This is a genomic window from Zhihengliuella salsuginis, assembly GCF_014651715.1.
Classification (GTDB): domain Bacteria; phylum Actinomycetota; class Actinomycetes; order Actinomycetales; family Micrococcaceae; genus Zhihengliuella; species Zhihengliuella salsuginis.
This window is the reverse complement of record NZ_BMXK01000005.1, coordinates 180259-195134: the sequence shown is the minus strand read 5'-3', so window position 1 is coordinate 195134 and position 14876 is coordinate 180259. Positions and strand designations below refer to the sequence as shown.

The 14876-nt window shown below is 69.8% G+C and carries 16 protein-coding genes; 3 read left to right on the top strand and 13 right to left on the bottom strand.

Translation table 11 applies throughout. The features are described 5' to 3' along the window. Positions 1 to 2: 2 nt before the first annotated feature. The 7 genes from IE069_RS07205 to IE069_RS07175 all read right to left on the bottom strand — a co-directional run bounded on the left by IE069_RS07205 (position 3) and on the right by IE069_RS07175 (position 6843). Positions 3 to 1244, bottom strand: coding sequence for an NAD(P)/FAD-dependent oxidoreductase (locus IE069_RS07205; RefSeq protein ID WP_189349443.1), 1242 nt, complete (start codon positions 1242 to 1244; stop codon positions 3 to 5). A 1-nt stretch (position 1245) separates the two neighbouring features. Continuing rightward, positions 1246 to 1593 (bottom strand): bifunctional 3-phenylpropionate/cinnamic acid dioxygenase ferredoxin subunit, encoded by a 348-nt coding sequence (locus IE069_RS07200; protein ID WP_189349442.1) that lies wholly within the window; start codon positions 1591 to 1593, stop codon positions 1246 to 1248. A gap of 37 nt (positions 1594 to 1630) precedes the next feature. Further along, complete coding sequence (locus IE069_RS07195; RefSeq protein ID WP_189349441.1) at positions 1631 to 2674, bottom strand: NAD(P)-dependent alcohol dehydrogenase; 1044 nt, start codon at positions 2672 to 2674, stop codon at positions 1631 to 1633. A 46-nt stretch (positions 2675 to 2720) separates the two neighbouring features. Continuing rightward, on the bottom strand, positions 2721 to 3590 hold the full coding sequence (locus IE069_RS07190; protein WP_189349440.1) for a carbohydrate ABC transporter permease: 870 nt from the start codon (positions 3588 to 3590) through the stop codon (positions 2721 to 2723). Further along, on the bottom strand, positions 3590 to 4426 hold the full coding sequence (locus tag IE069_RS07185) for a carbohydrate ABC transporter permease (protein ID WP_189349439.1): 837 nt from the start codon (positions 4424 to 4426) through the stop codon (positions 3590 to 3592). The genes IE069_RS07190 and IE069_RS07185 overlap by 1 nt, the downstream gene beginning before the upstream one ends. A 140-nt stretch (positions 4427 to 4566) precedes the next feature. Next, complete coding sequence (locus tag IE069_RS07180) at positions 4567 to 6030, bottom strand: extracellular solute-binding protein (RefSeq protein ID WP_189349438.1); 1464 nt, start codon at positions 6028 to 6030, stop codon at positions 4567 to 4569. Between the two features lie 45 nt (positions 6031 to 6075). Then, positions 6076 to 6843, bottom strand: coding sequence for a glucose 1-dehydrogenase (locus tag IE069_RS07175; protein ID WP_189349437.1), 768 nt, complete (start codon positions 6841 to 6843; stop codon positions 6076 to 6078). A 221-nt stretch (positions 6844 to 7064) separates the two neighbouring features. Here IE069_RS07175 and IE069_RS07170 point away from each other — a divergent pair, with 221 nt between their 5' ends. After that, positions 7065 to 8021 (top strand): helix-turn-helix domain-containing protein, encoded by a 957-nt coding sequence (locus IE069_RS07170; protein ID WP_189349436.1) that lies wholly within the window; start codon positions 7065 to 7067, stop codon positions 8019 to 8021. Here the strand turns inward: IE069_RS07170 and IE069_RS07165 are convergent. After that, positions 8018 to 8986, bottom strand: a complete 969-nt coding sequence (locus IE069_RS07165; RefSeq protein ID WP_189349435.1) for a zinc-binding dehydrogenase — start codon at positions 8984 to 8986, stop codon at positions 8018 to 8020. The genes IE069_RS07170 and IE069_RS07165 overlap by 4 nt on opposite strands. Positions 8987 to 9201: 215 nt before the next feature. Between IE069_RS07165 and IE069_RS07160 the strand changes: the two genes are divergently transcribed. Further along, entirely contained in the window at positions 9202 to 9996 is a 795-nt protein-coding gene (locus IE069_RS07160; RefSeq protein WP_189349434.1) for an IclR family transcriptional regulator, read from the top strand. Positions 9997 to 10179: 183 nt separating this feature from the next. Next, positions 10180 to 10866: a transporter substrate-binding domain-containing protein gene (locus tag IE069_RS07155; protein ID WP_229791006.1), complete on the top strand. Its 687-nt coding sequence runs from the start codon at positions 10180 to 10182 to the stop codon at positions 10864 to 10866. Here the strand turns inward: IE069_RS07155 and IE069_RS07150 are convergent. The 5 genes from IE069_RS07150 to IE069_RS07130 form a co-directional block, all read right to left on the bottom strand. Further along, positions 10863 to 11033, bottom strand: coding sequence for a hypothetical protein (locus IE069_RS07150; RefSeq protein WP_189349433.1), 171 nt, complete (start codon positions 11031 to 11033; stop codon positions 10863 to 10865). The two genes, IE069_RS07155 and IE069_RS07150, sit on opposite strands and share 4 nt — an antisense overlap. 74 nt (positions 11034 to 11107) lie before the next feature. Next, positions 11108 to 11902 carry a dioxygenase family protein gene (locus IE069_RS07145; RefSeq protein WP_189349432.1) on the bottom strand — a complete coding sequence of 265 codons (795 nt, stop codon included), beginning with the start codon at positions 11900 to 11902 and terminating at the stop codon, positions 11108 to 11110. Between the two features lie 68 nt (positions 11903 to 11970). Further along, complete coding sequence (locus IE069_RS07140) at positions 11971 to 12657, bottom strand: peptidyl-tRNA hydrolase (protein WP_229791005.1); 687 nt, start codon at positions 12655 to 12657, stop codon at positions 11971 to 11973. 47 nt (positions 12658 to 12704) lie between these two features. Next, positions 12705 to 13472 carry a SurA N-terminal domain-containing protein gene (locus IE069_RS07135; protein ID WP_229791004.1) on the bottom strand — a complete coding sequence of 256 codons (768 nt, stop codon included), beginning with the start codon at positions 13470 to 13472 and terminating at the stop codon, positions 12705 to 12707. Between the two features lie 109 nt (positions 13473 to 13581). After that, on the bottom strand, positions 13582 to 14799 hold the full coding sequence (locus IE069_RS07130; protein ID WP_229791003.1) for a GDSL-type esterase/lipase family protein: 1218 nt from the start codon (positions 14797 to 14799) through the stop codon (positions 13582 to 13584). Positions 14800 to 14876: the final 77 nt, after the last annotated feature.

The window sequence follows — 14876 nt, the reverse complement described above, 5'->3', positions numbered from 1 at the left end:
GCCTACTTGAGCAGCTGCTTGTAGGGCACGGCCGGGTCGGCCAGCCGGGCGGGATCGGCTGCGGTCCCCCGGTCGATCATCCGCCGGGCCACGCGGATCGCGACGCCGCCGTCGACCGCCGCGGCCCCCACCACCCGGTGGCCGTCGTCCGCGGCCGCGAGCCGGAAGGCCGCCTGCACGTTCCCGGACGCGTCGGCGCGCGTGACCGTGGTGTCGCCGGCCGTCATGTCGCCGACCCCCTCGACGTGCACGCCGTGCCGGTCTGACCAGAACCACGACGCGGTCTGCGCCGGCGGCTCCTGGCCGAGCATCGCGGCCGCCGCCGCGGTCCCGGCGTGCATGGCGCTCTCCCAGTGCTCGGCCCGGCGCCCGGGGCTCCCGTCGCCCAGCCGGGGTCGCGTGCAGTCGCCCACGGCCCAGGCGCGCGGGTGGCTGGTGCGCTGGGCGTCGTCCGTCAGGATGCCGCCGTCGACCTCGACGCCCGCCGCCTCGGCGAGCGCCGTGTTCGGCACGATCCCGATGCCCACCAGCACGACGTCGGCCGACACCGGGCCGATCCCGTCGCCGAACGCGAGCTCGTGGACGCCGTCCCGGACGGAGATCTCCGACGGCGCGGCGGCCAGGACCCGGATCCCGGCCGCGGCGTGCATGGCGTGCAGGCGCCCGGCCAGCTCGGGGCCGACCGCGGGGACGAGCGGCGGGTCCACGGGATCGATGAGGGTGACCTCGACCCCGAGGCGGTGCGCGGCGGATGCGGCCTCCGCCCCGATGAGCCCGCCGCCGATGACCGCCAGCCGGGCGCCCGGGACCAGCCCGGCCCGCAGTTTCTCGGCGTCGGCGCGCGTGCGCAGCACGAGCAGCGAGTCGAGGTCCCCGCCGGGGACCGGCAGGGCGCGGGGCTTCCCGCCGGTCGCGAAGACGATCCGGTCGGCGGTCAGCCGGCCGCCGTCGGACAGCGTCACGGCGACTCGGCCGTCGTCGTCCTCCGCGTCCGGCAGGTCGACGGCGGTGGCCGCCGCCGCGTACACGTCGACGCCCCGCTCGGCGAACCAGTGCGGCTCGACGAAGAGCAGCTGCTCGGCGTCGATGCTCCCGGCGAGGAACTCCTTGCTCAGGGGCGGGCGGTCGTACGGGACGCCCTCCGGGTCGACGACCGCGATCCGGCCGGCGAACCCGCGTCCGCGCAGCTGCTGGACCGCGGTGAAGCCGCCCAGCCCGCCGCCGACGACGATCACTGATTCCACGTCAGGCCTGCGTGGTCGCCGGCTCGCCCGGGTACAGGTAGAGCTCGCCGTCGCGGACCTCCACCCGGTGGGTGCGGGCGTTCTCGGTCGCGGGCAGGCAGAGCGCCTTGCCGGTCTTCAGGCAGAAGGCGGCGGCGTGCAGCGGGCACTCGACCTGGGAGTCCTCGATGAAGCCGTCCGCGAGGGACGCCTCCTCGTGGGTGCACTCGTCGTCGAGGGCGTAGAAACTGCCGTCCTCGGCGTGGAAGACGGAAATGTCCACGCCGGTGCTGTTGTCGTCTCCGTCGAGGACGCGTGCCTCGCCGGGGGGGATGTCGTCGACGCTGCCGATGTTGATGGGATCGCTCATGATTCTCCGTACGTTGTCGCGGACTCTCACCAGCACCCTACCCACTGACGGGAGGCCGTGGCGCCACGGTTCGCTGCTGGGGTAGCACCATCGCCTTCAGCGCCTCCGGATCACGGCCGTTGACGGTCATGGCGGCCTCGGTCTCCTCGAGCCCGAACCGGTGCGTGATCATCCCGGCCGCGTCGACGGCTCCGGCGCCGATGAGCTGGAGGGCGGCCGGGTAGCAGTTCGCGTAACGGAAGAGGCCGGTGACCGTGAGCTCCCGTCCCTGGACGAGCGGGACGTTCAGCTCCACGGTGTCCGCGCCCATGCCGATCAGCACGGCCCGCCCGGCCCGGGCGAGCTGGGACAGGCCGGAGCGGAAGGCCGGAGCGGCTCCCGAACACTCCAGCAGGACGTCGAACTCCCCGTCTGCGCGCGCGTCCGCGCGACGGGTCTCGAAACCGAGCCCGGCCGCTTTGGCCAGGCGGACGTCGTCGAGGTCGGTCACCCGCACCGTTTCCGCGCCGAAGGCGCGGGCGACCTGCGCTGCCAGCAGCCCGATCGGGCCCGCCCCGGTGACGAGCACCCGGTCGCCGACACCGACACCGGCGCGGCGGCAGGCCCAGACGCCGACAGATACCGGCTCGGCCATGGCGGCTTCCTCCGCGGTGATCCCGGCCGGGACCGGATGAGCGAACTGCGCGTCGATCGCCACCCGTCGGGTGATCGCACCGTCGACGGGCGGCGTCGCGAAGAACACGACGTCGGGGCAGAGGTTGTACCGACCCGCCAGGCACTCGCCGCAGCGCCGGCACGGCACGCCGGGTTCGAGGGCCACCAGCTCGCCCACCCGTGAGGCCGGCACGCCCTCGCCCACGGCTTCGATGGTGCCGGCGGCCTCGTGCCCGATGACCATGGGCTTCTCGACAACGAAGTCGCCGATGCGGCCGTGCTCGTAATAGTGGACGTCGGATCCGCAGATGCCGACCGCCTCGACGCGGACCAGGACTTCGCCGTGCCCGGCCTCCGGCACGGGCCGGTCCTCGATGCGCAGATCGTGTATCGCGTGCAGGACGGCGCTGAGGTTCTGTTCTGTCATGTTGTTGCTCCTGGAATCAGCCGCCCGGCGAGGGGCGGGTGGGAATTCATTCACCGGTAACGGCACCGAGCGTCAGGCCCGTGACGAGCCACTTCCGCACGGCGAGCCCGACGAGGGTCATCGGCAGCACCACGATCGTCCCGATCGCGGTGAGCTGGCCCCAGTCGACGCCGGTCTGCGTGACCAGCTGCGTCGCGGCGATGGGCAGAGTCTGCGAGTTCGGGCCGGAGATCACCGTGGCGAACGCGTAGTCGTTCCACGCGAAGACCAGGCACAGCACCGCCGTCGTGACGATCCCGGCCTTGGTCAGCGGCAGCGCCACGTACCAGAACGTCTGCCATCGCGTGCAACCGGCGACCTCCGCCGATTCCTCCAGCGACGGCGGGATCGCCTCGAAGAAGGCGCTCATGATCCAGATCGCGAACGGCAGGTTGAACGTCAGGTAGGCCAGGATCAGGCCGGGCAGCGTGTCGATCAGGCCCGCAAACCGGAAGACGAGGAACAGCGGCAGGACGACGGCGGCGATCGGCGCCATACGCGTGGAGATGAACCAGAAGGACAGGCCCTTCTTGCCCTTGAAGGCCGTGCGCGCCAGCCCGTAGCCGCCGAGCGTGCCGAGCACCGTGGCGATGACCGCCGCGCCGACGGCCGCGATCACCGAGTGGTTCAGGTAGGTCGCCAGGTTGTTGGCGCCGCTGAACAGGTTCTCGTAGTTCCGCCACGTGGGCTCGAAGAACCACTGCGGCGTCGACGCGGTGACGTCGCCGGGCCCCTTGAAGGAGCCGAGCAGCATCCAGACGAGCGGGACGACAGTCCAGGCGAGCGCGAGGATCAGGAACGCGGCGGCGACGATGCCGCCCGGACCGCGCCCGCGCGTCGAGCGTCTCCGGGGTGTGGCGATGGTGTGCGTGGACATCAGTGGGTCTCCTTCTCGCTGAGCAGGCCGACGAAGAGCCGGGCGATCATGATGGTCAGCGCGAGCATCATGATGCCGATGACGGCGGCGTATCCGAGGTCGAAGAACCGGAACGCCGCCTCGTAGAGCCGGACGGGGATGATCTTGGTGGCGTCCGCCGGTCCGCCGTTGGTGGTGACGCTGATGATGTCGAAGTAGCGCACCGCGTCCATGGATCGGATCAGGATGGCGACCAGCAGAATGGGTTTGATGGACGGCAGGACGATGTTCCAGAATTTCTTCCACTCGTCCGCACCGTCGATCGATGCCGCCTCCAGCACCGACGGATTCACCCCGCTCAGGCCGGCGAGGGTGATCAGTGCGATCAACGGCGTCCACTCCCACACGTCCATCAGGGTCACGGCGACGAACGCCGACACGGGGTTGCCGAGCACGTCCTGCTCGAATCCGAGCCCCTGCAGCAGGTTCGCGTAGAGCCCGAACGTCGGGTCCAGCATGTAGCGGCCGAGCAGGCCCACGATCGACGGCGCCACGAACATCGGCAGCAGGATGAGCGGCAGCAGGAGCCCGCGCCCGCGGGTCAACCGGTTCAGGACGACGGCGATGGCGATGCCCAGCACCAGTTCCACGCCCAGGGTGGAGACGAAGAAGCCGATCGTCAGCACCCAGCTCTTCCAGAGCTCCACATCAGAGAAGGCGCGGATCCAGTTGTCGAGTCCGACGAACTCGAGCTGCAGGCCGCCGAGCAGTCGGACGCGGCTGAAGCTCATCATGATCAGCATGACGAGCGGGATGAGGGACAGCAGGCCGAGCAGCGCGACGCCGGGGGACATCATCCATCCGGTAAAAGTGATACCCCCGGTTCGTCCCCGGTCGTGCTGGCGAGCGGACGGCGCGACCGGCGTCGGTCCGATCCCGGCGTCACCGGCGTCTCTACTGCGTGCGGCAGTGTTCTGGTCTGCAGTCTGGTCGGCACTCATGCGACCCACCCCCTGGCTACGATTCCGTCGATGCGGGAGGTCGCGTCCTCCATGGCCTCCCGCGCTGTCTTCTGGCCCGCGAGCATGCGGGACAGTTCTGTGAAGAGCGCGGTATCGCACTCGTTCCACATGGGGATCTTGGGCCGGAGCCCGATCTTGCCCTCCGCCCACGCGATGCTCACGGCCTCTTCCGTCAGCATGTTCGGCATCTCCGTCGGGCGCGTCGTGGCCGCCTGGACCTCCGGCATCGCGTAGACCGACTGGCGCGTGGGCGTTCCACCGCCGGCGGAGGATCGGAGATTGCTCAGTTGGGTCGCGGTTGACGTCGCCCAGTTGACGAACAGCCACGCGGCCCCGCGGCGGGCGCCGGAGGACATCGCGCTGATCCCGATCCCGGTGCCGCCGTAGTGGTTAGCCGTCCCCACGGGGCCGCGCGGCAGCGGTGCGTAGCCGACGAGTCCGGGCAGGGCCTCCTCGTTGGTGGCCGCGAACTCGTGCCAGTTCGGCGCCATGGCGATTTCCCCGGCGGCCAGCGCGTTGCCGACGCCGTCCCAGTCCCAGCCCAGCGAGCCGGGGTGGGCGATCGAGACCAGGCGCCGGTAGAACTCGGCCGCGGCCACCGATTCGGGCGAGGTCAGCAGGCACTCGCCCGGGTCCTCGGACCCGCGCAGGCCAACCGCCGCGCCGTCGGCGAAGTAGTCGCCGCCGTAGGACCAGAGGACGTTGGAAAAGTCGCACATGAGCGAATCGTGCTGCTTGGCCTGGTGGCCAGTCCCGTAGGGCACCTCGTCGACGTTGTCGTTGATCCACTTGGCGATCCGGAAGTACTCCTCCCAAGTGCGTTCAGCCGACGGCGTCGGGTCGAACCCGAGGTCGGTGCGCATCGAATCGTGGTGCTTCTCGAAGATGTCCTTGCGGTACTGCCAGATCATCGTCGGGCAGTCGTACGGCAGCGCGTGAATCGCGTCCGAGTCCCCGAACATGCCCGCTGCCTGCAGCTGCGTGGGGATGAAGTCCTCGAACCCGCCTTCGAGGGGCGGGTAGGAGTCATCCGCGGCGAACTCGCGCAGATCCGAGAGGCCGGCCGCATACGGGGCCAGCACCTGGTAGGGGTCCGCATAAACCACGTCGTACTGCGACTGGCCACCGGCAAGATCGAGCGCAACGCGCTGGACCAGCGCCGGCAGCGCCAGGGTGACGATGTTGACGTTGATCCCGGTCAGGTCCTTGAACGGCTGCAGGTTCGCGGCGATCGCCGCCGTGGGCGCCGTGTTCTCGGAGATGAAGTTGATGGTGGTCCCGGCGAACCGGCGCCACGGGTCCGCCCCCGGGGCGAGCCCCGGCACGGGGGCCGTGGCATTCGTCGCGCCACAGGCGGTCAGTCCGCCCAGAGCCGCGAGCGATAGGCCGCCGGCGCGGAGCATCTGTCTCCGCGTCAGCGCAGGTGTGCGTGTTCTCATGGTGTTCTCCTCGATGTGTCGCCGTGGCGGGCGCAAGTGATGGGCTCAGTAGAGGGTGTAGCCGCCGTCGGCCACGAGCACGGTGCCCGTGGTGAACGACGACGCGTCCGACGCCAGGTAGACCACCGAGGGGGCGATCTCCTCCGGGGTGCCGGCGCGCTGCATGGCCGCGTCGTCGATCCAGCGCGGCTTGAACTTCGGGTCGTCCACGGGCGCCATGACCGTCTTGATGTAGCCGGGGGCGAGCGCGTTGACGCGCACCGAGTGCGGCGCCCATTCGGCGGCCAGCGACTTGGTCAGCTGGTGGACGGCCGCCTTGGAGGCGTTGTACGCGGGCTGCCACTGGGGCCGGTTGACGATCTGGGCGGAGATGGAGCCGATGTTGACGATGTTCCCGCCGCCGGAGTCGACGAAGTGCCGGCCGAAGACCTGCGAGCACTTCCACAAGGCGTTCACGTTGACATCGAAGACACTCGTGAACTCGTCGTCCGTGACCTCGAGGGCAGGCTTGTGGATGCAGGCGCCCGCGTTGTTGACCAGGACGTCGACGCGGCCGAAGTCCTCGAGTACGTGGGCGAGCAGGCGTTCGACGTCGTCGCGCCGGGTCACGTCGACCCGGTAGGCGCGTGCGGCGACGCCGAGGTCCTCGAGGGCCGCGATCACGGCCGGGGCGTCGTCGAGGTTCCTCGCCGCAACGGCGACGTCGGCGCCGGCTGCGGCAAGGCCTTTGGCGATGCCCTCGCCGATGCCGCGGGTCCCGCCCGTCACGACGGCGACGCGGCCTCGGAGCCCGAACATGTCCTGCAGATTCATATCAGTCAGCTTCCTTCGATCACCCGGCATTGCGTGATGGGCGGCCGCGCCTCTGCGGACCAGCGGCCACAACGGCCCATCCAGAACTTCCACGCTACGGAGTGAGCCCGCCGCCGACTAGCGTGCCTCGGGTCACAGAGTGATACTTTTTTGCGCAAGGTTGATTGTCCGGCGGTAAGCTCGGCGTCGTACGGCACGCCGGCGATGAGAACGGAGAACCGATGCGGAGCGACGATTCCAAACGGGCGGGCGCGACTGGCGGCGACCCCGCCGAAACGCGGGCTGCGATCCGGGAGCTCGTCCCCCACGACCCGCGGCACTCCGCGCGCTGGCACGAGCACGACTACCCCGGGCCGTATGCGCGCTGGAACTACCACCCGGAGTACGAGATCCACCTCGCGCGGCGTCACGGCCAGTACATCGTCGGCGGCGACGTCGGGCACTTCGGGGACGGCCAGCTCGTCCTCGTCGGCCCCAACGTTCCGCACGAGTGGCTCACCCAGGTTGATCCCGGTCAGACCCTGCCCAACTCGGATGTCGTTCTGCAGTTCCGGCACGAGTGGCTCGAGGAGTGCGAGATCCTGCTGCCGGAACTGGGCGAGCTGCGCGACCTCTGGCGCAAGGCCCGGTTCGGCATCGAGTACTCGGGCGAGGCAGCCGCCCAGGGCGCCGAGACCCTGGACGCGATCGGCGAGGCAGCCGGCGTCGAACGGCTCGTGCGGATACTGGACTTGTTCAGAATCCTGGCGCACGCCCCTGAGGGCGAGCACCGGCTGCTCACCGATGGGTGGGTGCCGCCCCTCGACGACCCGCACGCGCAGGAGATCATCGGCCGGGCCATGAACTACGTGTCAGAGCATCTGACCGGCGACGTCCGCCTGTCGGACGCGGCACGAATGGCCGGCATGTCTGAATCGTCGTTCTCCCGCTACTTCGCGCGGGCAAGCGGCCAGAACTTCGCGACCCTGGTGCGCCGCCTGCGCATCGCGCACGCCAGCAAGCTGCTGCTGCAGTCGCGCCAGCCCGTCTCCGAGATCGCCTTCGAAGTCGGCTACCGCAACCTCTCCAACTTCAACCGCCAGTTCCGCAAGGAGACCGGGGAGACGCCGACGTTCTACCGCCGCCGCGCCCGTTCCGGCACGGACCACGACAGCATCGAACTTTCAGACGGACCCTAGATCGTGACGACGATCTTGCCGTTGAGGTCGCCGTCAGCCATGGCCGCAAAGCCGTCGCCGATCTGTTCGAGGTCCAGCGTACGGTCGATGCGCGGGCGCAGGCCCTTGAGCTCGACGAATCTCGCCACCGCCCGCGACTCTTCGAGCGTGGAACCAGTCGACCCCAGAACGCGCAGCTGCTGGTAGAACACCCGGGCCAGGTCGGCGCTGGGATCGAAGCCCGTGGTCGCCCCGCAAACGACAACCGCCCCTCCGGGTTTCAGGCACTTCAGAGAATGTGCCCACGTCGCCTCACCGACGGTCTCGACGATGTAGTCCACCCGTTCGGGCAGCCTCTCGCCCGACGCGAAGACCGCCGCCGCACCGAGCTCGAGCGCCTGCAGCCTCTTCTCCTCGCTACGGCTCGTGACGAAGACCCTCAACCCGGCGGCAGCAGCAAGGGCAATGGCCGCACTGGTCACGCCACCGCCCGCCCCCTGGACCAGAACGGATTCCCCCGGCTTCGCCTGCGCTCGGCCGAACAACATGCGGAACGCGGTGCCCCACGCGACCGGCAGGCACGCGGCTTCTTCGAAACTGAGATGCTTCGGCTTGTCGATCAGGCACCGCTCGGGCACCGCGATGTACTCGGCGAATCCGCCGTCGTGCCGTTCCGACAGAAGCGCCCGGCGCGGATCGAGGGTCTCGTCGCCGGCGCCCGCGTCCGGGTCGGCGATGACCGGGTGCAGGATGACTTCGCGGCCGTCTTCGGTCACACCGGCGACATCGCAGCCGAGAACGATCGGAATATTCTCCGGGTCGTGTCCTACCCCGCGCAGGGTCCACAGGTCGTGCTGGTTCAGGCTGGAGGCCTTGACCTGCACGCGCACCCAGCCCTCGGGCGCCTCCGGCAGTGGGACCTCGCGTACCCGCAGGCAGTCGAGCGGGTTGTCGGGGTCTTGGGCAATCGCGACGGCAGCGCGCACGGCGGTCTCCACGGGGTTCGGATCGTTGCAACCACCCTAGGGACACCCGCGGCCCACGTCACCGGCGGGTTCCAATCCACGGCACGGCGGGCGGGCGCAACCTGCGTGACGTGCCACCAGGGACATCACGCGAGGCGCCGTGACCGCCTTCGAAATGCCCGAACCGGACGAAAAGAAGACGGAACGGTAAACTTGCCCCAGCCCGAGAGGAGACCATGACCCGGCCAGCCCGAGATGAGCGCACCGCCGTCGACAAGGCGATGTCCCTGCTGAATTCCTTCGGCGACGACGCCCTGGTGGGCGTCGGCGTCAGCGAGCTGGCCCGCCGGGCAGAGCTCTCCAAGTCCACCGCCTTCCGCCTCCTGTCGATGCTGCAGCGCAATGGCGCCGTCGAACGCGCCGGCAACGCCTACCGCCTCGGCAAGATGATCCAGAATCTCGGGGCCCCGGTCGAATCGGACCTGCACGGGCGGATGCGCGACGCGCTGACCCCGTCCCTGGCCGACCTGTTCGAGCAGACCAAGCAGACTGTGCACCTGGCCGTCCTGCAGGACACCGAGGTCGTGTACCTGAACAAACTGTTCGGACACCTGCAGGTGCGCAGCCCGTCCCGGATCGGCGGGAGCGCGCCGGCGTACTGCACCGCCGTCGGCAAGGTGCTGCTCTCCTACAACCCGGAGGCCGCGGACCGCGTCATCGACTCCGGCCTGTTGCCCTGGACGCCACACACGATCACGGACCCGGTCAAGCTGCGGACCGAGCTGACCCGCGTGCACCGGGAGAATCTGGCGTTCGACCGCGAAGAGATCCTCCTCGGATTGAATTGCATCGCTGCGCCGGTCTTCGACGCATCCGGACAGGCCGTGGCAGCGCTGTCGGTGTCGGGGCCGGTCGGCAAGTTCACCCCTGACTCGCAGGCCGGGGTGCTGCGCAAGGTCTGCTACGCGGCCACGCGAACGGTGACGGCGATCTCGAGCGCGAACGCCCGGGCCCAGCGCCGGACCCCGTAGGGGCCGGGGCGCCCCGCGCCGCGGCCTTCGCGTACAGCGCGCCCCGCGGTCGGTAGTGTCGCAACGGCCGCCCTCCTGACCCTGACCGCCTGCTCCACGGCCCCCGGGACGGAGACCACCCCCGCGGCGGACGAGTCCTCTGCGCAGCCCCATGGTGCGGCTGAACCGTCACGACTCGACACGGTGAAGGACGCGGGGACCCTGACGGTGTGCACCACGGGCGACTACCGGCCGTTCACGTACCTCGACCCGGAGTCCGGCGAGTACGAGGGCATCGACATCACGATGGTCGAGGACCTGGCCGAGCGCCTCGGCGTCGAGGTCGAGTACGTGCAGACCACCTGGAAGGACCTGATGCCGGACTTCCTGGCGAACTACGACATCGGCGTCGGCGGCATCTCCGTCTCGCTCGAACGCGCCGAGCAGGCGTTCTACACGGAGGCCACGCTCGACGAGGGCAAGACCCCCATCACCCTGTGCGAGAACGTCGAGAAGTACGACACGATCGAGGAGATCAATCAGCCCGGGGTCCGTTCCATCACGCCGATCGGCGGCACCAACGAGAAGTTCGCCGACGAGCACTACCCGGACGGCGAGATCATCCGGTTCGAGGACAACAACACGATCTTCGACGAGATCATCGCGGGCCGCGCCGACGTCATGACCACGGACGCCTCGGAGACCATGTGGGTGGCGAACGAGGAGCCGGAGTTGTGCGCCGTGCACCCCGACGAGCCATTCAACTTCTCGCAGAAGGCCTACCTGCTGCCCCTCGGCGACGAGGTCTTCCAGGAGTACGTCAACCAGTGGCTGAACATGGCGGAGAACGACGGCACCTTCGACACGGCCAAGGAGCCCTGGTTCGGCTAACGCGCCGGGTCGTCGTCGGCGTCCGGCTCCGGGGCCGCGGCGTCGTCGTCCAGCTCCGTCCCCTTGACCAGCGCGTCGCGGCGCTTCGGATCCTGCGGGATCTCCCCGTGCGGCGGGTGGTTGTAGTACTTCTTGTAGCGCTCGTCCTCGTACGAGTCCCTGCCCATGACGCCGCTCCTTCGCATCGCACCGGTACTGCCACGATCCCACCGGCGGCGACCCGCGGCAAGGGCGCCCGGTTCTAGGTCAGCGACCAGCTGCGCTTGGACATCCCGAACCAGAAGCCGTCGATCTCGCTGCGCGTGTTCACTCCCCCGGCCTCGGCCGCGGCCCCCAGCGCGATGTACAGGGGCGCCCAGTGCTCCGTGCGCGGGTGCGCCTCGGCGGCGGCCGGGGCCTTGTGCATGAAGTCGAGAATCGAGTCGACGTCTCCGCCGGCCATGGCCTCCGCGGCCCACGCGTCGAATTCGGCGGACGCGGCCGGCGGGGCCTGGTCGGCGCCCGCGGCCGGATTGAACCAGCTCATGTTGTGGGTGGTGAACCCGGACCCGACGATCAGCGTGCCGCGGTCGCGCAGGGGCGCCAGCGAACGGCCGAGGTCAAAGAGGCCCTCCGGGTCGAGGGTCGGCATCGACATCTGGACCACCGGGACGTCGGCGTCGGGGAACATCTCCTTCAGCGGCACGTACGCGCCGTGGTCCAGGCCCCGGTGCTCCTCACGGGCGACGTGGTGGCCGTGCTGTCCGGCCAGCCGCGCGACCTCGTCGGCGAGTTCGGGTGCCAGCGGGGCGTCGTAGCGGACGTCGTAGTAGTGCTCGGGGAAACCCCAGAAGTCGTAGTAGAGCTCCTGCTGGTGCCGGGTCGCGCTCAGCGTCACGGGCGCGTTCTCCCAGTGCGCGGAGATCATCAGGATGTCCTTGGGCTTCTCGAACCTTCCCGACCAGCCGGCGAGCTCGCCCGTCCACTGCTCGTTGTCCGCCAGGGGCGGCGCGCCGTGGGAGAGGAAGAGGACCGGGGGCTGTTCTGTTGCGCTCATGGTCTCAGACTAGAGAGATTTACTTGAAGCTTCAAGAGATGCGGGTCACGGTCGTACCGTCGGAGTCCTCAGAGAACGAACGCCGTCGCCGATCCCGGCGCGATCTCCGTCCGCCCGGCGTCCTGGATCCGCGGCCCCGAGGCGTGCCGGGAGAGCCGGGCGAATTCCGCGGAGGAGGCGAAGCGGACCGTGGTCGGCTGCTCGGCGGCGAGCCAGGCGTCGACGCGCTGCGGGTCGCGCCGGATGGCCCCCAGGAGCCACGCGAACATCGCGTGGGCCGACTGCGCCGCGGCCTTGCCCGTGGACATGCCGAGCCCGTCGTTGAGAACCAGCACGACGCCGTCCGCGGACTCCGGGGCCGGCCCGCCCTCCGCAGGCCGCTCCTCGCGCGGCAGCACTGTCCCGGAGACCTGGAGCTTGGCAACCTTCTTGGGGACGGCGTCCTTCGGGGCCGGACGGAAGCCGATCGCCAGACCGCGCCCGACCTCGCCCTCCACGCCGCCGAGCTCGTCGGCGAAGGCCTCGACGATCCTGGCGAACGTCTTGGCGTCCGCCCGCCGGACGGACTTGCCGACGGGACCGGAGAGCCACGTGCGCCACGCCGGGTCGGCCGGGTCGGCGAGGAACGCGTTGACGCTGGCGAGCGCCACCGCGGCCAGCCCCTGCCCCTCGGGCGCCGGGTCCTCCTTGTCCACGAGCAGCACGATCTGCTGCATCAGTTCGGCATCGGCTTCGTCACGCTCAAGTATTTCCACACGCCCAGTTTCTCACCGGTCGAGGGGTCGTGCGGGCCCTCGGCGGGTCAGAGCTTGATCTCGACGTCGCTGTCCGCGCGCAGCTTCTCCACCAGCTCCTGCGTCGCAGCGCTCTCCTTCTGCTGCACGATCTGCTGCTCCAGCTGCGACTTCACCTCGTCGAATGCCGGAACCTCAGGGGCCTCGCCGGACTCGGCCGGCATCTGCTCCTGCATCGCCTTCTGCTCCTCGTAGGCGGTCTTGAGCTCCTCCTCGGTGGCAGTGAGCTCGCCGACCTCCTCCGCGACGACGGCCTGCACCTCCACCTGCTGCTTGAGCTGGACATCGACCTGCTTCCGGTCCGTGCCCTGCTTCTCCAGCGCGGCCAGGAACTCGTCCTCGCTCATCTCGTTCGACTTCGCAGCCTCGCCAAGGGCCTTCGAGATCTGGTCATCGGTGGCCGCGAGGCCCTTTTCCTCGGCCCGCTGCACCAGCAGCTCGGTGCCGACCAGGGATTCGGCCACATCCTTCTTGAGCTGCTCCTGATCCGGAGCCTCACCTGACATCTGCGACTGCATGGCAGCCTGCTGGAACTGGATTTCGTACACACGGGAGAACTCGTCCTTGTCGATCTCCTCCCCATTGACGGTGGCCACCACGTCGGGGAGCTCACCGAGGTCGGGCGATGGTGCGGCCGCACTCTGGCCGCTCTCCTGCGAGGCCTCCTGGCCCTGGGACTGCGCCGCCCCCTGCTCGCCTTCGGCGCCGCACGCCGCGACCATGGACAGGGAACCGACAAGCGCCAGCGCCGCCAGCGTCTTCTTGCTCTTGCTCACGTGCCTACCTACCTCTTGGAGACTGCGGATCCTGTCGACCCTAACTAGGTGCCCTGAGCGCGAACTGTGCGCGCCGGGGGCATCGCCTCCGAACACCATCCCGGCGCACTCAGCGCGCCGGCAGGAAGCGCTCCAGCCCGAGCGGGACGAACCGCTCGCCGACCAAGCGGTGGGCATCCGCGTCAGGATGCAGCCGATCCGGCATCGGGAACCGCTCCGCGTCCTCCGGGCCGTACAGCTCCCGGCCGTCCAGATAGTGCAGGTTCGGGTCGTCGGCGGCACGCTCGGCCACGAGATCCCGCAGAATCTGACGGATGTCGGCGAGCGCGAGCCGGCCGGCGGCCCGTTCGCCCGCATCCCCCGTGGCGATGAACCGGGTCTCGCCGACGGCCATGGCCTCCGGGTCGAACGCGCCCGGCCCCGGAGTCTCCTCGTGGATCCCGCAGTAGAGGGGCGAGACGACCAGGATCGGGGCGTCGGGGTGTCCCTCACGGAGCGTGTCGAGGAATCCGTGCACGGCCGGGGCGAACGCGCGGCGGCGCATCACGTCCCCGCCGACGATGTTGATGCCGATCTTCAAGCTGAGCAGATCGGCCGGGGTGTCGCGCATGACGCGGGCCACGAACGGATCCAGCATCGCGGCACCGCTGAAGCCCAGGTCGACCACGTCCGTTCCAGCAGCGCGCGCCGCAACCACGGGCCAGATGCCCGCGGCCGTGGCGGCGTTGGACCCCTGGCTGATCGAGCTGCCGTAGTGCACCCACACCGGCCGGTCATCGCCGACCGGGCCGACGGCGCCATTGGCGCGCAGCTGCCGCAACTCGGTTGTCTCCGCGTAGGGCAGCCAGATGTCGACGCGGGTCCGGCCGGGCGGGAGGTCGAGTCGGAGCGTCGACGCGGCGCCAGGCTCGAGCGTCTGCTCGCCGGTCTGCAGATCCATCCAGACCCGATTTCCGCCCTCCGCTGTGAAGCGCGAGGAGTGCGCGCCGTCGACGTCGACGTCGTAGACTCCGTCCGCGCGCACCGGGCCGCCCCGGAAGCCAAAGCGGGTGGGCAGGACATCGAGCTCGACGGCGGTCGAGTCGGTCAGGAACGCGAGCCTCACGGCCGCGGGCTGGGCCTCGGCCATGAGGAGCTGCCCGTCGGCGCCCCGCGTCCGGACCCACGCCGGCAGGCGGTGCGGGACGACTCCGGTGGCCGTGCGTTCGAGCTCGGCCGCGCCGCGGAACAGCGCGTCCCCGAGTTCGACGGCGGGCAGCCGCCGAGCGTCGTGATCTGAGCCCTTCTGATCCATCCGGTACTCCTCGGTGCTGTGGCCTGAGTTCACAGACACACTGTATCGCTTGGAAACGGCAACTCGTCGATCGAATCCGTCTCCTCCGTCGCCGTTCGCGTGCGGGGCGC

What these genes read in the sequence shown, in the direction of transcription:
- IE069_RS07200 (WP_189349442.1), bottom strand. Translation starts at nt 1,593, where the DNA reads ATGAGCGATCCCATCAACATCGGCAGCGTCGACGACATCCCCCCCGGC.
- IE069_RS07195 (WP_189349441.1), bottom strand. Translation starts at nt 2,674, where the DNA reads ATGACAGAACAGAACCTCAGCGCCGTCCTGCACGCGATACACGATCTG.
- IE069_RS07190 (WP_189349440.1), bottom strand. Translation starts at nt 3,590, where the DNA reads ATGTCCACGCACACCATCGCCACACCCCGGAGACGCTCGACGCGCGGG.
- IE069_RS07185 (WP_189349439.1), bottom strand. Translation starts at nt 4,426, where the DNA reads ATGATGTCCCCCGGCGTCGCGCTGCTCGGCCTGCTGTCCCTCATCCCG.
- IE069_RS07180 (WP_189349438.1), bottom strand. Translation starts at nt 6,030, where the DNA reads ATGAGAACACGCACACCTGCGCTGACGCGGAGACAGATGCTCCGCGCC.
- IE069_RS07175 (WP_189349437.1), bottom strand. Translation starts at nt 6,843, where the DNA reads ATGAATCTGCAGGACATGTTCGGGCTCCGAGGCCGCGTCGCCGTCGTG.
- IE069_RS07170 (WP_189349436.1), top strand. Translation starts at nt 7,065, where the DNA reads ATGCGGAGCGACGATTCCAAACGGGCGGGCGCGACTGGCGGCGACCCC.
- IE069_RS07160 (WP_189349434.1), top strand. Translation starts at nt 9,202, where the DNA reads ATGACCCGGCCAGCCCGAGATGAGCGCACCGCCGTCGACAAGGCGATG.
- IE069_RS07150 (WP_189349433.1), bottom strand. Translation starts at nt 11,033, where the DNA reads ATGGGCAGGGACTCGTACGAGGACGAGCGCTACAAGAAGTACTACAAC.
- IE069_RS07145 (WP_189349432.1), bottom strand. Translation starts at nt 11,902, where the DNA reads ATGAGCGCAACAGAACAGCCCCCGGTCCTCTTCCTCTCCCACGGCGCG.